This window comes from Dactylosporangium sp. CA-139066, assembly GCF_050936175.1.
Taxonomy (GTDB): domain Bacteria; phylum Actinomycetota; class Actinomycetes; order Mycobacteriales; family Micromonosporaceae; genus Dactylosporangium.
This window is the reverse complement of record NZ_JBNJNH010000001.1, coordinates 2,049,360-2,064,371: the sequence shown is the minus strand read 5'-3', so window position 1 is coordinate 2,064,371 and position 15,012 is coordinate 2,049,360. Positions and strand designations below refer to the sequence as shown.

Here is a 15,012-nt window from a genome sequence, read left to right as displayed (position 1 = left end):
TGTCAACGGGCTCCTGCCGTGGTCCGGACCGCTCGATGCTAGCGCCGACCAACCGGGCAGGCTACGCTGCCGGGGTCGATAATTGGACTAGACCAATTGCGGGCGGAGGCTGAGCGTGGGATCGGTTGTGGAGGCGACGGCGGGCGGGCTCGTGGTGTCGTGCCAGGCCCCCGAGGGCCACCCGCTGCGCTCGCCGGCGCTCATCGCGCGGCTCGCCGAGTGCGCCGCGCTCGGCGGTGCCGTCGCGGTGCGGGTCAACTCCCCCGAGGACGTGCGCGCGGCCAAGGACGCGGTGGACGTGCCGGTCATCGGGCTGCACAAGGTGCGCGCCGCCGACCGGTACCTCATCACGCCGTCCTGGGACCTGGCCGCCGCCCTGGCCGAGGCGGGTGCCGACGTCATCGCCGCCGAGGCCACCGGCCGCGGCGAGCTTCCGATCGCCGAGCTCGCCCGCCGCGTGCGCGAGGAGCTCGGCCTGCCGCTGATGGCCGACGTCGCGACGTTCGAGCAGGGCCGCGCGGCGTGGGCGGCGGGAGCCGAGCTGGTGGCCACGACCCTGTCGGGATACACGGTGGACAGTCCACAGGGGACCGAACCGGACCTGGACCTGGTGGCCCGCCTGGCCGCCGCCGGCGTGCGCACGGTCGCCGAGGGACGGCTGGCCACGGCGGAGCACGTGCGGGGCGCGTTCGCGGCGGGCGCCCATGCCGTCGTGGTCGGCACGGCCATCACCGACCCCCTCGCCCTGACCCGGCGCCTCACCGCCGCCACCCCGGCCGCCGCCCGATGACCACCACCACGATCGGTGTCGACATCGGCGGCACGAAGATCGCCGCCGCGCTCGTCGGCGCCGGCGGCGAGCTGCGCGGGCCGGTTCTGCGCGCCCCGACACCGGCCGCCGAAGGCCCGGTCGCGGTCCTGCACGCCGCCGCCGACCTGGCCCGGCGCGCGGCCGCGGCCGGCCGGGACGACCGCGGCGAGGCGCCCGTCGCCTGCGGCGTGGGCACCGCGGGCGCGGTCGACGCCGACGGCCGGATCACCCACGCCACCGGATCGCTGCCCGGCTGGCGGGGCACCGACGTCCGCACGGCGCTCGAGGCCGCGCTCGGCCTGCCGGTCACCGTCCACAACGACGTGCACGCGATGGCGGTCGCCGAGGCCCGCCGCGGCGCCGCCGCAACGGCCCGGGACGCGCTCGTCGTCGCCGCCGGCACCGGCATCGGCGGCGCCGTGATCACGTCCGGCGCCCTCGTCCGCGGCCGCCACGGCCTGGCCGGCAGCATCGGGCACCTGCCGGCGACGGTGCGCACCGGGCGGCCCTGCGGATGCGGCGGCACCGACCATGTCGAGTCCTACGCCGCCGGTCCCGCGATCGCGGCGCTGTATGCGCAACGGGCGGGGCTCGCGGCCGTACCGGCGCTGGAGGAGGTGGCCGCCGCGGACCGCCCGGAAGCCTCGGAGGCGATCGCGCTCGCCGCCCGGGTGCTCGGCGCGGGCCTGGCCGCGGCCGCGACGCTGCTCGACCCGGACGTCGTCGTCCTCGGCGGCGGCGTGCTCGGCCTCGGCGAGCCGTTCGTCGCGGCGGTCGCCGAGGCGATGCGCGCCGCGGCGGCCCTGCCGGGACCGGCCGGCGTGCCGCTGCGGGTCGCCGCCTTCGGCCCGGCCGCCGTGCTGACCGGCGCCGCCCTCCTCGCCACCTGACCCCCCGGCCGCCACGTGCCCACTCAGGCGCGCGACGGCGGCGGACGAGCCGGGCGGGCCGCCGGCTACCGGGGCCGCGGCGGACGGGTCGCCGCCGCAGCCGGCGAGCAGCTTCGGCCGACGCGGATCCCAGGCGCCGCAGCGGCCACCCTAGACTCCGCCGCCGGAACCCCCGCAGGCGGCGCGATGACGGCGATCGCGGCGCAGAGTGCGCCGGGGGCGGCGGCTCATGGGGCCTTCCTCCAGTTCCGGCCGTCGTCGGAGAGGTACCAGACGGCCTTGGTGGTCACCAGCGCGAACGCGCCGCCGTGGCCGTCGGCGGTCACCTGCGGCGGTCCGCAGGCGCCGGGCCGGCAGCCGGTGAGGCCGGGCAGGACGGCGAGGGTCCAGCTCGCCCCGGCGTCGGTGCTGCGGGCCACTGCCGGGCGCCCGGTGGCGTCGCCGTGACGCTGGGCGGGTCGGCCGGCGGCCGGGGCGCCGGGCCGGGGCGCGACGCGGCGAGCGCGACGCCGGCCGCGGCCAGCACGGCCAGGGCGGCCGCGGCGGATCGCGCGAGCACCGTGCGGCGGTGGCGGCGCCCGGCGTCGAACAGCGCATCGGCGCCGAGCCCGGCCGGCGGCGCGGAGGCCTCGGCCAGTTCGGCGAGAAGATCATCGAGGTCGCTCACGCAGCACTCCCCCCCAGGGCCGGCTCGGTCAGCTGTTCGCGAAGGGCGGCGAGGCCACGGGCGGTCTGGCTCTTGACCGTGCCCTCGGAGCAGCCGAGGGCGGCGGCCGTCTCCAGGACGTCGAGGCCCTGGTGGTACCGCAGCACGATGACCGCCCGCTGGCGCGAGCCGAGCCGGGCCAGCGCCGCGGCCAGCGTGAGCCGGCGGGCGACCGCCTCGGCGTCGTCGCCGCCATCGGGGCCGTCGGGCGGGTCGGCGTAGGCGCGCGCTCGGCGCGACGATGGCCGTGCGGCACCTCGTCTCCCTCGGCCACCGCCGGGTCGGCGCGGCGCTCGCCGAGCACAGCCCGACCCGCCCGCACGTGCACCGCGGCTGGCTCGAGGCGGTCGCCGAGTGCGGGCTGGACCCCGCCGCCACGCTCGACGTCCGGGTCCCCGGCGCGCGCTCCCCGAGGGCAACGCCGCGCTCGACGCCGGGCTCGAGCGGTGCCTGGCCGCCGGGACCACGCCGCTGCTCGTGCACGCCGACGCCGAGGCGATCGCCCTGGTGCAGCGCTGCCAGGAGCGCTGCCTGCCCGTGCCCGGCGACCTGTCGTGGCCGCCTACGACGACGAGGTCGCGGGGCTGTTCAGCCCGGCCCTGCGGGTGCGGGGGTCGTCGGCGGCGCCGCGCGGTTGACGACCCATCGTCGTCCGCCTATGTTAACGGGCACGAAACATCGGGGTGATCGGGACTGCCCATGACGCGGCGGCTGTTCGGCGTGCAGCGGCACGAGCGCGTGCTGAGCGAGCTGCGCCGCTCCGGCTCGGTGCGGGTCCGGGACCTCGCCCGCGAGCTGGGCGTGAGCGAGCTGACCATCCGCCGCGACATCGCCGCCCTCGCGGAGCGCAACCTCGTCACCCGCGTGCACGGCGGCGCCACGCTGCCCACCCAGGGCGCGCCGCCGCGGCGGCCGGCGACGCGGCTCACGATCGGCATCGTCGTGCCGTCGCTGGACTTCTACTGGCCGCCGATCGTCGCCGGCGCCCGGGCCGCCGCGGCCGCGCTCGGCGTCGCGCTGCAGCTGCGCGGCTCCTCCTACGACCCCGACGAGGACCGCCGCCAGATCGGCCGGCTCGTCGAGGCCAACCAGGTCCAGGGCCTGCTGCTGGCGCCGAACCTCGACGGCGAGCGGGGCGCCGAGATGATCGACTGGATCGGCCGGCTGCCGGTGCCGACGATCCTCGTGGAGCGCCAGCCGCCGCGGTGGACCGCCGCGCCGCGGCCGATCGAGTGGGTGCGCAGCGACCACGCGCTCGGCTGCGAGATCGCCGTGCACCACCTGCACCAGCAGGGCCACCGGCGCATCGGGCTGGTGCTCTCCCACGGCAGCCCGACCTCGGCCCACCTGCTGCAGGGCTGGCGCGCAGCCTGCGCCGAGCTGGACATCCCCGATGCGACCGTGGTGCGCGAGTCGGTCGCCCTGGAGGCCCGCGGGCACCGCCGGATCATGCGCGACGTCCTCGCCGAGTGCCGCCGCTCGGCGATCACCGCGCTCATCGTGCACAGCGACCCCGACGCGATGTCGGTCGCCCAGTTCTGCGCCGAGCACGGCGTTTCGGTCCCCGACGACCTGGCCCTGGTCTCCTACGACGACGAGGTCGCCCACCTCGCCGAGCCGGCGCTGACCGCGGTGCGCCCGCCGAAGCACCACGTCGGCCGGCTCGCGGTCGAGCTCATGGTCTCCCGGCTGATCGACGGCGACCGCCGCCCGTCGCAGCGGGTCCTCGTCGCCCCCGAGCTGATCGTGCGCCGCTCGTCGATGTCACTGGTCCGCCGCCCGGGGATGTTCGAGTCTGTACGTTTCTGAACTTCTCGGTTCGCATCGTGGCGGCCCCGGCGGCCCGTCGTCTGCCATTGGGGGGCAAGCCAGCCGTACAGAAAGGGCGAACCCTATGCTCAGACCACGCCGCACGCTCACCGCCACCCTGGCTGCGGCCCTGCTCACCGCCGGCCTGGCGCCGCTGTCCACGCCCGCCCACGCGGCCACGAGCGGCTTCCGCGGGGTCAACTGGGCCGACCAGCGCGACAACTTCGTCGACGACACGCTGGTGCTCGGCGGACTGTCCACGTCGGACAGCTACGCCACCACGCAGGCCAAGGCCGACCGCATCCTGTCGGGCTTCCAGACCAACCTCGAGGCCAACACCGTGCGCCTGCCGGTGAACTACCCAACGGTCTCGGGCTCGTACTGGAACTCGTACACGGCCGTCATCGACACCGCCGCGAGCAAGGGGATGAAGGTCATCCTCAGCTACTGGGAGGCCAACAGCTCCCGGGACGGGCTCATCGACAACACGAGCCAGTTCTGGTCCATGTGGGGCACGATCGTGGCCAAGTACCAGGGCAACGCCAACGTGTACTTCGAGCCGATGAACGAGCCGCACGGGTACAGCGACACCGACTGGAAGAACGTCGCCGCCCAGTGGCTGTCGAACTACCCCGGCGTGCCCCGCGGCCGGATCATCGTCAGCGGCGCCGGGTACAACCAGCGCATCACCACCATCGGCGACGACAGCCGCTTCGCCGGCACGCTCATCTCCCGCCACATCTACCAGTTCTTCGACACGTCCCGGCTCACCGAGGACTCCTGGCGCGAGGGCCTGCGCACGAGCATCGGCGCCTACGCCGGCCGCACGCTGATCACCGAGTTCGGCGCGCCGATGACCGACGGGCGCAACTACGATGCACCGTCCACTTCGGACAGCTTCGTGGCGTTCATCCGCGGCGTGTCGGCCGAGGCGCGCGCCGAGGGCCTCGGCACCGTGTACTGGCCGGGGGTGCGGGTGGCGGACCCGTACCGCCTCCAGGAGATCTCCGGCAGCGGCACCAACCTGAGCCTGTCCACGACCAGCGCCTCGGGCCGCGACCGGCTGCGGTACTCGTGGGGCCTGTCCGGCGGCGCCAACGCCACGCTCACCCACTACCGGGTGACGAACCGCAACAGCGGCCGCGTGATGGACGTCGTGGGCTCGTCGATCGCCAGTACACCTGCAACGGCGGCACCAACCAGCAATGGTCGCGGGCCGCCGCCTGAGCTCTTGACAGCGTCGATGTGAGCGATAACATCGCTCACATCGACGCTCCCGACCCGCCAGTTGTGAGCGATAACAATCCCCGAGGTGACCTCTCTTGAAGCGTCGCACTCTCCTGTCCGCGGTCGGCGCGGCCGGCGTGGGGGCCGCGCTGATCCGGCCCGGATCGGCCGCCGCCGCCACCTACGCCGGCTACGCGATGGCGTACTTCACCGAGTCCCCGACCATGACCGCCGCCAACTACGGCCTCCACCTCGCCGTCAGCGCCGACGGGCTGAACTGGACCCCGCTCAACCAGAACAACCCGGTCGCCACGCCCACGCTGGGCAGCAAGGGCCTGCGCGACCCGTTCATCCTGCGCAAGCAGTCCGGCGGCTTCGTCGTCCTGGCCACCGACCTCAACGGCACGGACTGGTCGTACCAGAGCCAGTACATCCACGTCTGGGACTCCGCGGACCTGCGCACGTTCACGGGGTACCGCCTGCTGAAGGTCCACTCCCTGGCGACGCACGCGTGGGCCCCGGAGGCCTACTGGGACGCCTCCCGCGGCCAGTACGCGGTCGTCTACTCGGCCGTCACCGGCGGCCACAACGTCCTGATGGTGAACTACACCAGCGACTTCGTGACCGCCTCGGCCCCGTCGGTGTTCTTCGACCCCGGCTACGACGCCATCGACGGCGACTTCGTCAGCGTCAACGGCGTCAACTACATGTACTTCAAGAACAACACCAACAGCACCCTGCTCGGCACCCGGTCGAGCACGCTGAACCCCGGCAGCTTCGCGATCTACACCTCGGCGATCGGCCCCGGCCGCGGCGCCGAGGCACCGCAGATCGTCAAGGCCAACGCGGCCGGCACGTGGTACATGTGGGGCGACACCTGGAGCCCGAACGGCCGCTTCTTCTGCTGGCAGACCGCGGACGTCGCCGCCGGCTCGTGGACGCTGCTGAACGACCGCGCCTACACGCAGCCGCTCAACTCGAAGCACCCCGGCATCACCCCGATCACGTCGGCGGAGCAGTCGGCCCTGACGTCGGCGTGGGGCGCCCCGAAGTGGAACCGCGTGAAGTCGTACAACTTCCCGGACCGCTACGTGCGCCACTCCGACAACGTCGGCCGCATCGACGTGTACCCGTTCGACCCCTACCAGGACCAGCTGTGGACGCTGGTCCCCGGCCTGGCAGACGCGACGGGCGTGTCGTTCCGCTCGGTGAACTACCCGGACCGCTACCTGCGCCATTCGAACTACGCCCTGGTCCTGAACGCCAACGACGGCACGAGCACCTTCGCCGCGGACGCCACGTTCTACAAGACGGCCGGCTTCGCCGACTCGACGTGGACGTCCTTCCGCTCGTACAACTACCCGACCCGCTACCTGCGCCACTACAACTACGTGCTGCGCATCGACCCGATCACGAGCACGTCGTCGACCACGGACAAGCAGGACGCCACATTCCGCATCGGCTACTGAAGCCCATGGTCCCGGATGACCAACGGCCGTCCGGGACCAGCGAGGTGGTGTTGCGGTCAGGGGGCCCATATCGCGCGGACCGCGGCGGCCATGGCCTCGCCCTGGCGCAGCCCCGCGTCGACCGCGATCCCGCGCCGCGACGGGTCCAGCACGTTCGGGCCGATCGCCTCGGCGGCGGCCTCGTCCGGCTCGATCAGCAGGCTGCGGGTCGCGCCGGTGGCGGCGATCTCGCGTTCGATCAGCGGGCGGGCCAGCGCGCCCATCGGGGCGATCACCAGAATCGCCGTGGCGCCGGTGGCGAGGTTGGCGTTGGTGCCGGAGCGCACGCCGCCGTCCATGAACCGGCGGCCGTCGATGGTCACCGGCGGGAAGACGCACGGCACGGCGCAGCTCGCGGCGACGGCCAGTGGCAGCGGCACGCCGTCGGCGCGCGAGAACACCGCCGGGGCGCCGTCCGCTGTGTCGACGGCGGTGATGCGCAGATCGCCGTCCGGCCACTCGGTGACCGGCAGCTGGGCGGCGATCCGGTCGACGTGGGTCTGCTCGTCGAGCGTCTCGGCGGCCAGGGCCATCTTCCCGATGCGGGCCATCGCCTCGGAACGGGTGATCGAGCGGTCGGCCAGCAGCGCGAACGCGGGCAGGGCCGGGGTCACGTCGACCGCGGGGCCGGCGGCGATGGCGACCACCCGCTGGTAGGCGACCGCCTCGACGAGGTCGTGGCCGGCGGCAAGGACCGTGCCGACCACCGAGCCGGCCGAGGTGCCGACGATCGTGTCGGCGTCGGCCACCGTCACACCGGCCCGCGCCAGGCCGCCAAGAATCCCGAACTCCCAGGCAATGCCGGTCATCCCGCCACCGCCGAGCACCAACGCTCGCGTCATCACTGGAAAGTAGCCCATGCCCGCGGCCAAGGTCACCCGGGGCGGGCCAGGCGGGGCGCTCCGGGCCCGGGCACCGTGGAGGCATGCCGAGGCGTCGGACCGTCGGCGCGCTCGCCCTGATCGCGGCCGCCCTGGTCGCCGGGGCGCTGGCCCTGCACCACGGCCAGGAGAACGACCACGGGCGGCGCTGCAACGTCAGCGGGGCGACGGACCTGGGCGGGCAGACGGTGACCGCGATCGACCTCGACGGCAAGCCGATGCGCTGCGTCAACCTCGAGCGGTCCACAGTGGACGGTCCGGTCGGCGCGGCCAACCTCAGCGGGGCCAACCTGCACCGGGCCGTCCTGCGCGACTCGGCGCTGACCGACGTCGACCTCAGCGGCGCCGATCTCACCCTGACGACCGCCCACGAGGCGGAGTTCACCGGGGTGAAGCTGGTGCGGGCCGATCTCGGCGGGGCCGACCTGCGCGGCAGCACGCTCACCGACGTCGGGCTGCAGCAGGCCCGGCTCAGGGACACCAACCTGCACGCGGTGTCGTTCGTGCGGGCCGATCTGCACGGCGCCGACGCGCGCGGCGCGGACCTGTCGAACGCCACGCTGACCGACTCCAACCTGCGCGGGGCCCGGCTCAAGGACGCCAACCTGAGCGGGACCAGCTGGGTCAACGTCGTGTGCCCGGACGGGGTGAAGTCCACGGCCGGCTCTTGTGTCGGACATGTGTGACACAAGGCTTGAATCCGTACAGGAGCCCCGGGTAGCGTCACAGCCCGTGAGCGTCCTCGAACGCAACAACGTCCGGTTGCTCGGGCCCGAGCGGGCCCCCGCCATGATGTTCGCGCACGGCTTCGGGTGCGACCAGAACATGTGGCGGTTCGTGGCGCCCCGCTTCGCGCAGACCCACCGCGTCGTGCTCTTCGACCATGTCGGGGCCGGTGGGTCCGATCTTTCGGCGTACTCGTCGCAGCGCCACGGCTCGCTCGGGGGCTACGCCGACGACGCCCTGGAGATCCTCCGCGAGCTCGACCTGCGCGACGTGACCTTCGTGGGACACTCGGTGTCGTCCATGATCGGCGTGCTGGCCGCGATCGCCGAGCCCGGCCGCGTGTCGCGGCTCGTGCTGGTCGGGCCCTCGCCGCGGTACATCGACGACGACGGCTACCGCGGCGGCTTCAGCCGGTCCGAGATCGACGAGCTGCTCGAGTCGCTGGACAGCAACTACCTGGGCTGGTCCGGCGCGATCAGCCCGGTGATCATGGGCAACGCGCAGCGGCCGGAGCTCGCCGACGAGCTCACCAACAGCTTCTCCCGCACCGACCCGGCCATCGCCCGGCAGTTCGCGGCCGTGACCTTCCGCTCGGACAACCGCGCCGACCTGGGCCACGTCGGCGTACCGACGCTGATTCTGCAGTGCTCCGAGGACGTGATCGCGCCGTACGAGGTCGGCGAGTACGTCCGCGACCACATCCCCGGCAGCGAGCTCGTCCTGCTCAAGGCGACCGGCCACTGCCCCAACCTCAGCGCCCCGGACGAGACGTTCGAGGCCATCAGCCGCTTCCTGCGGGACGGCTGATGGCGCAGGAACCCGAGGAGAGCGCGGAGGACCTCTACGACAGCGCGCCGTGCGGGTACCTCACGCTGCGGCCCGACGGCACGATCGTGCGGGTCAACCGGACGTTCCTGGACTGGATGGGGTACGGCCGCGAGGAGCTCACCGGCCGGCGGGTGCAGGAGATCTACGCCGCCGGGAGCCGGATCTTCCACGAGACCCACCTGGCGCCGCTGCTGCACATCCAGGGCGAGGTCCGCGAGATCGCCGCCGAGTTCCGCCGCGCCGACGGCACCCGGCTCGACGCGCTCGTCAACGCGCTGCTGCGGGAGGGCCCGGCGGGCGGCCCGGCGACGGTGCGCATGACGGTGTTCGACGCGACGACCCGCCGCACGTACGAGCGGGAGCTGCTGGCCGAGCGGCGCCTCGCCGAGCGCAACGCCACCCGGGTCCGGCTGCTGCAGGAGCTGGTGGTGCGGTGCGCGGCGATCGAGCGGGCCGAGCAGATCGCCGGGCCGATCGTGCAGATCGGCGCCGAGGCGTTCACCGCCGACCGGACGCGGGTGTGGCTGCTGGACCCGGCCGAGGCGGCGCTGCGCCCGATCGGCGACGGGCCGCTGGTGTCGCTCGACGATCCCGGGCCGGAGGCGCGGGCGGCGGCGCAGCTCGACATCGCGCGGCACACGGACGTGGACGGCACGCGGATCATCGCGCCGCTGCTCGCGGACCTGCGGGTACTGGGGGTCGTGTCGTTCATGTTCGCCGCGCCCGAGCCGGCCTTCGACGACGAAGCGGTCGAGCTGATGCGCACCATCGGCCGGCAGGCCGGCCAGGCCCTCGACCGCATCCGGCTGCTGGAGGAGACCACCCGGCGGGCGTGGCAGTCCGGCTTCCTGGCCCGGCTGAGCCGCGACCTCGACGAGACCGTCGGCTGCACGGGGCGGGCGCGGCGGCTCGTGGAGCTGCTGGTGCCCGACGTCGCGGAGTACGCCCAGATCGACCTCGCCCCGGCCGACGAGCCCGCCTGGCGGGCCGCCGCGCCCGAGGACGGCCGGGACGCGGCCGGCTGGACGATCCCCAACGACGTCCTCGCCGCCGTGCACGCCGCCGGCCGCGGCGGGGTGATGGCCGCCGTGCCGCTGATCTCCACCGACGGGCGCCGGGCCCTGGTGCTGCCGCTGCGGGCCCGCAACACCGTGCACGGCACGCTGCTGCTGGCCGTCGGCGACGTGGCCGCCGCCGGCCACGTCGGGCCCGAGTTCCTCGCCGACCTCGCCGACCGGGCCGGGCTGTCGCTGGACAACGCGCGGCTGGCCGAGCGCGACCGCGAGGTGGCGCACACCCTGCAGCGCAGCCTGCTCGCCGGCGAGTGGCCGAAGGACGCGCGCTACCGGGTGGTCACCGCCTACCGCCCGGCGGTGCACACGCTGGAGGTGGGCGGGGACTGGTACGACGTCTTCGCCACCTCGGCCGAGAGCATCGGCATCGTCGTCGGCGACGTCGTGGGCCGGGGCCTGCGCGCCGCGAGCGCCATGGGCCAGCTGCGCAGCGCGGTGCGCGCCCTCGCCACCGCCAACGACGGGCCGGCCGACGTCCTGCGGCACATGGACGACTTCGTCGCGTCGTTCTCGGCCGGGCAGATGACGACGCTCGCGTACGCCGAGCTGGCCCTCGACAGCGGCCGGCTGCGCTACGCGTGCGCCGGCCACCCGCCGCCGCTGCTGGTGGAGCCCGGCGGCGTGCCCAGCTTCCTGTGGGGTGCGCGCTCCGGCCCGCTCGGCGCTATGGCCGCCGGGCGCGCGCGCAGCGAGGCCGCGCTGACCGTGCCCCGCGGTTCGAGACTGGTGCTGTACACCGACGGCCTGGTCGAGCGCCGCGGCGAGCCCACGCGGCAGCGCCTCGACCGCCTCGCCGGCCTGGCCGCCGCGCACTGGCAGGAGCCGCTGAGCACGCTGGCCGGCCGGCTCAGCGACGGCATGCTGCCCGGCGAGGGCGGCCACGACGACATGTGCCTGCTCGCCCTCGACTACACCGACGCGCCCCCGTTCCGCGCCGAGGTGCCGGCCCGCATGTCGGAGCTGGCCGGGATGCGCGCCGCGCTGGACCGCTGGCTCGGCGCGCAGGGCATCGGCGACTACGACCGGTTCGGCATCGTGCTGGCCACCGCCGAGGCGGTCGCCAACGCGATCGAGCACGGCTACGCCCTCGACGCGAGCCGGAAGGTGAGCGTGCTGGCCCAGGTCGACGGCGACGTCGTGGCGATCCGCGTCGCCGACGCCGGCCAGTGGCGCCCGCCCCGCTCGGCGCTGCAGCGCGGCCGCGGCCTGGCCCTGATCGGCCGCCTGATGGAGGACCTGGTGATCGATCGCGGCTCGGGCACCACGGTGCTCATGCGCCGCCGGGCCGGCGACCCGTCCAGGAGGCGGTTGACATGAACGGCGAGCGTCAGATCCGGGTGTACTCCACCGGCGGCTGCGAGATCGTGCAGCTCCTCGGCGACATCGACCACGCCACCGCGTCCCTCGTCGAGCGCGACGTGCTCGTCAGCGTGCGCGCGACGACCGGCGTCGTCGTCGACCTCACCGAGACCACGTTCCTGGACAGCGCCGGGCTGCTGTGCCTCGACCGGGTGGTGACCGCGTTCAGCGACCGCGGGGCCCCCGTGCGGGTCGCCGCCCCGCCGGACGGCATGGTGCGGTACACCCTCGATCTCATCGGTTTTCTGCCCGACCTGCTGGCCGAGGACGTCGACTCGGCGGTGGCCGCGATGGCGTTCTGAGGGATCAGCCGACCCGCCACGAGACGCCGCCGCGCATCTCGTGGGTGGAGTAGTAGATCTCGCCGCCGCGGGCGTCGCGGCCGAAGAACACCGTGCCGCTGACCTTGTCGCCGGTGGCCAGCGTGCGGTTCGGCAGGGAGCTGCCGCAGTCCTCGCCGAGCGGGCCGACGGCGGCGCTCATGCTGTGCGACGCGCCGTCGCGCGGGCCGTCGTACATGAAGTCGTCGGCCGACACCGGCCACGCCCCCATCACCACCTCGACGCTGACGTCGGCGACGAGGTACACCTTCGCGGGCGCCGGCCGGACGTGGTCGCACCCGGTGCGGCGGGCGGTCGCCGCGCGCAGCGTCACCCGCGCGAAGCCGGTATTGGTGCGCACCGCCGCGGTCGTGCCCAGCGCCAGCGGCGCATCCGGCGGCGCCTCCGGGCGGTTGGCCACCGCGTAGGCGGCGGCGCCGGCGAGCAGCACCACCACGGCCGTCGATACGATCACCATCAGACGCCGGGGCACCGGCGCATTCTAAGCCAATCCGGCCGGGCGGATCGGCCCTCCGTGGTCCGCGGGCGCGGCCGTACGATCGTCGGGTGGCGATGCGGGGCGGCCCGGTCGCCGTCTTGGAGGACGCGTGAACCGCACCGCCCGATTCCACGCCGCCGGGGACGTCCGGCTGGCCGACGAACCCGCGCCCGAGCCGGCCGCGGGCGAGAGCCTCGTCGAGGTGACCGCGGTCGGCCTCTGCGGATCCGACCTGCACTGGTACGCCGAGGGCGGCATCGGCGACGCCCGCATCGACCGCCCGATCGTCGGCGGCCACGAGATGGCCGGCATCGTGCGCGGCGGCGCCCTCGACGGCGTGCGCGTCGCCATCGACCCGGCGATCCCCTGCCACGCCTGCGACCTGTGCCGCGCCGGCCACCCGAACCTGTGCCGCGACATCGTCTTCGCCGGCCACGGCCTTCGCGACGGCGGCCTGCAGCGCTACCTGGCGTGGCCCACCGATCGCCTGTTCCCGCTGCCCGAGGCCCTCAGCGACGCCGACGGCGCGATGCTCGAGCCGCTCGGCGTCGCCGTCCACGCCGTCGACCTCGGCCACGTGCCGCTCGGCGCCGACGTCGCGGTCCTCGGCGCCGGCCCGATCGGCCTGCTGCTCATCCAGGTCGCGCGGGCCGCCGGCGCCGCCCGCGTGCTGGCCGCCGACCCGCTGGCGCACCGCCGCGCGGCCGCCGCGGGCTACGGCGCCGACGCGGTCCTGGACCCCGCCGACCCCGGCTACGCCGCCGCGCTGGCCCGGTTCACCGGCGGGCGCGGCGTCGACGTGGCGTTCGAGATCGCCGGCACCGACGCGGCGATCGAGGCCGCCTGCGTCGCCGCCCGCCCCGGCGGCCGCGTGGTCCTGGGCGGCATCCCCAGCACCGGCACCTCCGCGTTCCCCGCCGCGACGGCCCGGCGCAAGGGGCTGACGTTCGCGATGGTGCGGCGGATGAAGGACGTGTACCCCAGGGCCTGCGCCCTCGTCACCACCGGCCGGGCCGACGTCCGCTCGCTCGTGAGCCACGCCTACCCGCTCGAGGACGTCCGCACCGCCTTCGAGACCGCCGTCGCCCGCACCGGGCTGAAGGTGGTCGTCAACCCCTGATCTGCGCCCGCGCGGCGGGCGGCGCCGGGCCGGGCTGCGGCGCCGGGAGGGACGGCAGGAGCATCGGCGCGAGGACGATCAGCACGCCGGCGACCGCGATGGCGCCGCGCAGGCCCGTGACGCCGGCGAGGAGGCCGCCGAGCGCGGTGCAGGCCGCGACGGCCAGGCCGCTGCCGATGGACCAGGCCGACAGGGTGCGGGCGACGCGCTCCGGCGGGGTCTGTTCCAGCCGGTAGGTGGCGAGCACCGGGGTGTACAGACTCATGCTGGTGATGATCGCGAGCTCGACGGCGATGACCGTCGCCAGGCCGATGAGGCCGGGGCGGACGAGGACCAGGCCGATCAGCCAGGCGCCGCGCAGCGGGCCGAGCGTGCGCAGCACCCGGATGGCGCCGAAGCGGGCGACGACGCGGCGGGCCAGGCGCGAGCCGATCAGGCCGCCGAGGCAGGGCGCGGCGAAGGCGAGGCCGTACTGCCACGGGGGAAACCCGAGCCGGCGCAGCAGGAGCACGGCCAGCAGCGGCTCGGTGGCCATGATGAGGCCGGAGACGAGCAGGTTGTTGAGGTACAGGGTGCGCAGGCCGGGATGGCCGAAGATGTGCCGCCAGCCGTCGAGCAGCTCGGCCGGGCGCAGGGCGGGGCCGCCGGCCCGCCGGGGGCGCTCCTCGCGGCCGCCGATCGAGACGATCCCGAGCGCCGACAGCAGGTAGCTGGCGGCGTCGGCGATCACGGTGGTGACCGGCCCGAAGAACCCGATCGCCGCCCCGCCCAGCGGCGGGCCGACCGCGATGGAGCTCCACAGCGTCGACTCGAACCGGGCGTTCGCCGCGAGCAGCTCGCCGGGGCCGGCGACCGCCTTCAGGTAGGCCCCGCTCGCCGCGTTGAACGCGATCTTCGCGGCCGCGATGACCGCCGACACGACCAGGAGCTGGACGAAGGTGAGGCGGCCGATGGCGTACGCCACCGGAACCGTCATCATCGCGGCGAACCGGGCCAGGTCCATGCCGATCATCACCGGCCGCTTGCGCCGGAACTCCACCCACGGCCCGAGCGGCACCGCGATCAGCGCCCCGACGGCCGGCCCGACCGCGGACAGCACCGCCACCTGATCCGCTCCGGCGTGCAGCACGAGCACGGCGATGAGCGGGAACGCGCCGAAGCCGAGGCCGGAGCCGTAGGCACTGATCGCGTACGACGCCCACAGCCGGCCGATTTCCCGTTTCACGCCCGCAGATACAAGCAGCGCGACGCTTCG

Annotated in this window: 15 protein-coding genes; 10 read left to right on the top strand and 5 right to left on the bottom strand. The window is 74.7% G+C overall.

What is annotated here, in order from left to right:
* Positions 1-115 precede the first annotated feature (115 nt).
* Both ACQEVU_RS09500 and ACQEVU_RS09495 read left to right on the top strand, forming a co-directional pair.
* Positions 116-790: an N-acetylmannosamine-6-phosphate 2-epimerase gene (locus tag ACQEVU_RS09500; RefSeq protein ID WP_433322220.1), complete on the top strand. Its 675-nt coding sequence runs from the start codon at positions 116-118 to the stop codon at positions 788-790.
* A complete protein-coding gene (locus ACQEVU_RS09495) occupies positions 787-1,701 on the top strand; it encodes an ROK family protein (protein ID WP_433322219.1) in 915 nt (304 codons plus the stop codon). The genes ACQEVU_RS09500 and ACQEVU_RS09495 overlap by 4 nt, the downstream gene beginning before the upstream one ends.
* Positions 1,702-2,023: 322 nt before the next feature.
* Here the strand turns inward: ACQEVU_RS09495 and ACQEVU_RS09490 are convergent, their stop codons facing one another.
* Both ACQEVU_RS09490 and ACQEVU_RS09485 read right to left on the bottom strand, forming a co-directional pair.
* Complete coding sequence (locus ACQEVU_RS09490; protein ID WP_433322218.1) at positions 2,024-2,368, bottom strand: hypothetical protein; 345 nt, start codon at positions 2,366-2,368, stop codon at positions 2,024-2,026.
* Positions 2,365-2,874 (bottom strand): sigma-70 family RNA polymerase sigma factor, encoded by a 510-nt coding sequence (locus tag ACQEVU_RS09485; RefSeq protein WP_433322217.1) that lies wholly within the window; start codon positions 2,872-2,874, stop codon positions 2,365-2,367. Before ACQEVU_RS09485 ends, ACQEVU_RS09490 begins: the two co-directional genes overlap by 4 nt.
* Before the next feature lie 232 nt (positions 2,875-3,106).
* Here ACQEVU_RS09485 and ACQEVU_RS09480 point away from each other — a divergent pair, with 232 nt between their 5' ends.
* The 3 genes from ACQEVU_RS09480 (at position 3,107) to ACQEVU_RS09470 (ending at position 6,912) form a co-directional block, all read left to right on the top strand.
* Positions 3,107-4,216 (top strand): LacI family DNA-binding transcriptional regulator, encoded by a 1,110-nt coding sequence (locus ACQEVU_RS09480; protein WP_433322216.1) that lies wholly within the window; start codon positions 3,107-3,109, stop codon positions 4,214-4,216.
* An 85-nt stretch (positions 4,217-4,301) separates the two neighbouring features.
* Positions 4,302-5,465: a cellulase family glycosylhydrolase gene (locus tag ACQEVU_RS09475; RefSeq protein ID WP_433322215.1), complete on the top strand. Its 1,164-nt coding sequence runs from the start codon at positions 4,302-4,304 to the stop codon at positions 5,463-5,465.
* Positions 5,466-5,538: 73 nt separating this feature from the next.
* Entirely contained in the window at positions 5,539-6,912 is a 1,374-nt protein-coding gene (locus ACQEVU_RS09470; protein ID WP_433322213.1) for a glycoside hydrolase family 43 protein, read from the top strand.
* Between the two features lie 56 nt (positions 6,913-6,968).
* Here the strand turns inward: ACQEVU_RS09470 and ACQEVU_RS09465 are convergent, their stop codons facing one another.
* Positions 6,969-7,793 (bottom strand): patatin-like phospholipase family protein, encoded by an 825-nt coding sequence (locus ACQEVU_RS09465; RefSeq protein WP_433322212.1) that lies wholly within the window; start codon positions 7,791-7,793, stop codon positions 6,969-6,971.
* Between the two features lie 83 nt (positions 7,794-7,876).
* Here ACQEVU_RS09465 and ACQEVU_RS09460 point away from each other — a divergent pair, with 83 nt between their 5' ends.
* The 4 genes from ACQEVU_RS09460 to ACQEVU_RS09445 are packed head-to-tail and all read left to right on the top strand — an operon-like array spanning position 7,877 to position 12,120.
* The gene (locus ACQEVU_RS09460; RefSeq protein WP_433322211.1) at positions 7,877-8,518 is read left to right on the top strand and encodes a pentapeptide repeat-containing protein; all 642 of its coding nucleotides are present in this window, start codon (positions 7,877-7,879) and stop codon (positions 8,516-8,518) included.
* Positions 8,519-8,564: 46 nt separating this feature from the next.
* Entirely contained in the window at positions 8,565-9,365 is an 801-nt protein-coding gene (locus ACQEVU_RS09455) for an alpha/beta fold hydrolase (protein ID WP_433322210.1), read from the top strand.
* A complete protein-coding gene (locus tag ACQEVU_RS09450; RefSeq protein ID WP_433322209.1) occupies positions 9,365-11,776 on the top strand; it encodes a SpoIIE family protein phosphatase in 2,412 nt (803 codons plus the stop codon). The genes ACQEVU_RS09455 and ACQEVU_RS09450 overlap by 1 nt, the downstream gene beginning before the upstream one ends.
* Entirely contained in the window at positions 11,773-12,120 is a 348-nt protein-coding gene (locus ACQEVU_RS09445) for an STAS domain-containing protein (protein ID WP_433322208.1), read from the top strand. The genes ACQEVU_RS09450 and ACQEVU_RS09445 overlap by 4 nt, the downstream gene beginning before the upstream one ends.
* A 4-nt stretch (positions 12,121-12,124) precedes the next feature.
* Here ACQEVU_RS09445 and ACQEVU_RS09440 read toward each other — a convergent pair whose 3' ends face one another.
* Positions 12,125-12,631 carry a hypothetical protein gene (locus ACQEVU_RS09440; protein WP_433322206.1) on the bottom strand — a complete coding sequence of 169 codons (507 nt, stop codon included), beginning with the start codon at positions 12,629-12,631 and terminating at the stop codon, positions 12,125-12,127.
* A gap of 115 nt (positions 12,632-12,746) precedes the next feature.
* Between ACQEVU_RS09440 and ACQEVU_RS09435 the strand changes: the two genes are divergently transcribed.
* A complete protein-coding gene (locus ACQEVU_RS09435) occupies positions 12,747-13,757 on the top strand; it encodes a zinc-binding dehydrogenase (protein WP_433322204.1) in 1,011 nt (336 codons plus the stop codon).
* On the opposite strand, the gene ACQEVU_RS09430 is transcribed toward ACQEVU_RS09435, so the two are convergent.
* Positions 13,747-14,982: an MFS transporter gene (locus ACQEVU_RS09430; protein WP_433322202.1), complete on the bottom strand. Its 1,236-nt coding sequence runs from the start codon at positions 14,980-14,982 to the stop codon at positions 13,747-13,749. The two genes, ACQEVU_RS09435 and ACQEVU_RS09430, sit on opposite strands and share 11 nt — an antisense overlap.
* Positions 14,983-15,012 lie beyond the last annotated feature (30 nt).

Excerpts from the sequence above, each read along its gene's own strand:
- ACQEVU_RS09495 (WP_433322219.1), top strand. The coding sequence starts at position 787 with ATGACCACCACCACGATCGGTGTCGACATCGGCGGCACGAAGATCGCC.
- ACQEVU_RS09480 (WP_433322216.1), top strand. The coding sequence starts at position 3,107 with ATGACGCGGCGGCTGTTCGGCGTGCAGCGGCACGAGCGCGTGCTGAGC.
- ACQEVU_RS09475 (WP_433322215.1), top strand. The coding sequence starts at position 4,302 with ATGCTCAGACCACGCCGCACGCTCACCGCCACCCTGGCTGCGGCCCTG.
- ACQEVU_RS09465 (WP_433322212.1), bottom strand. The coding sequence starts at position 7,793 with ATGACGCGAGCGTTGGTGCTCGGCGGTGGCGGGATGACCGGCATTGCC.
- ACQEVU_RS09460 (WP_433322211.1), top strand. The coding sequence starts at position 7,877 with ATGCCGAGGCGTCGGACCGTCGGCGCGCTCGCCCTGATCGCGGCCGCC.
- ACQEVU_RS09450 (WP_433322209.1), top strand. The coding sequence starts at position 9,365 with ATGGCGCAGGAACCCGAGGAGAGCGCGGAGGACCTCTACGACAGCGCG.
- ACQEVU_RS09445 (WP_433322208.1), top strand. The coding sequence starts at position 11,773 with ATGAACGGCGAGCGTCAGATCCGGGTGTACTCCACCGGCGGCTGCGAG.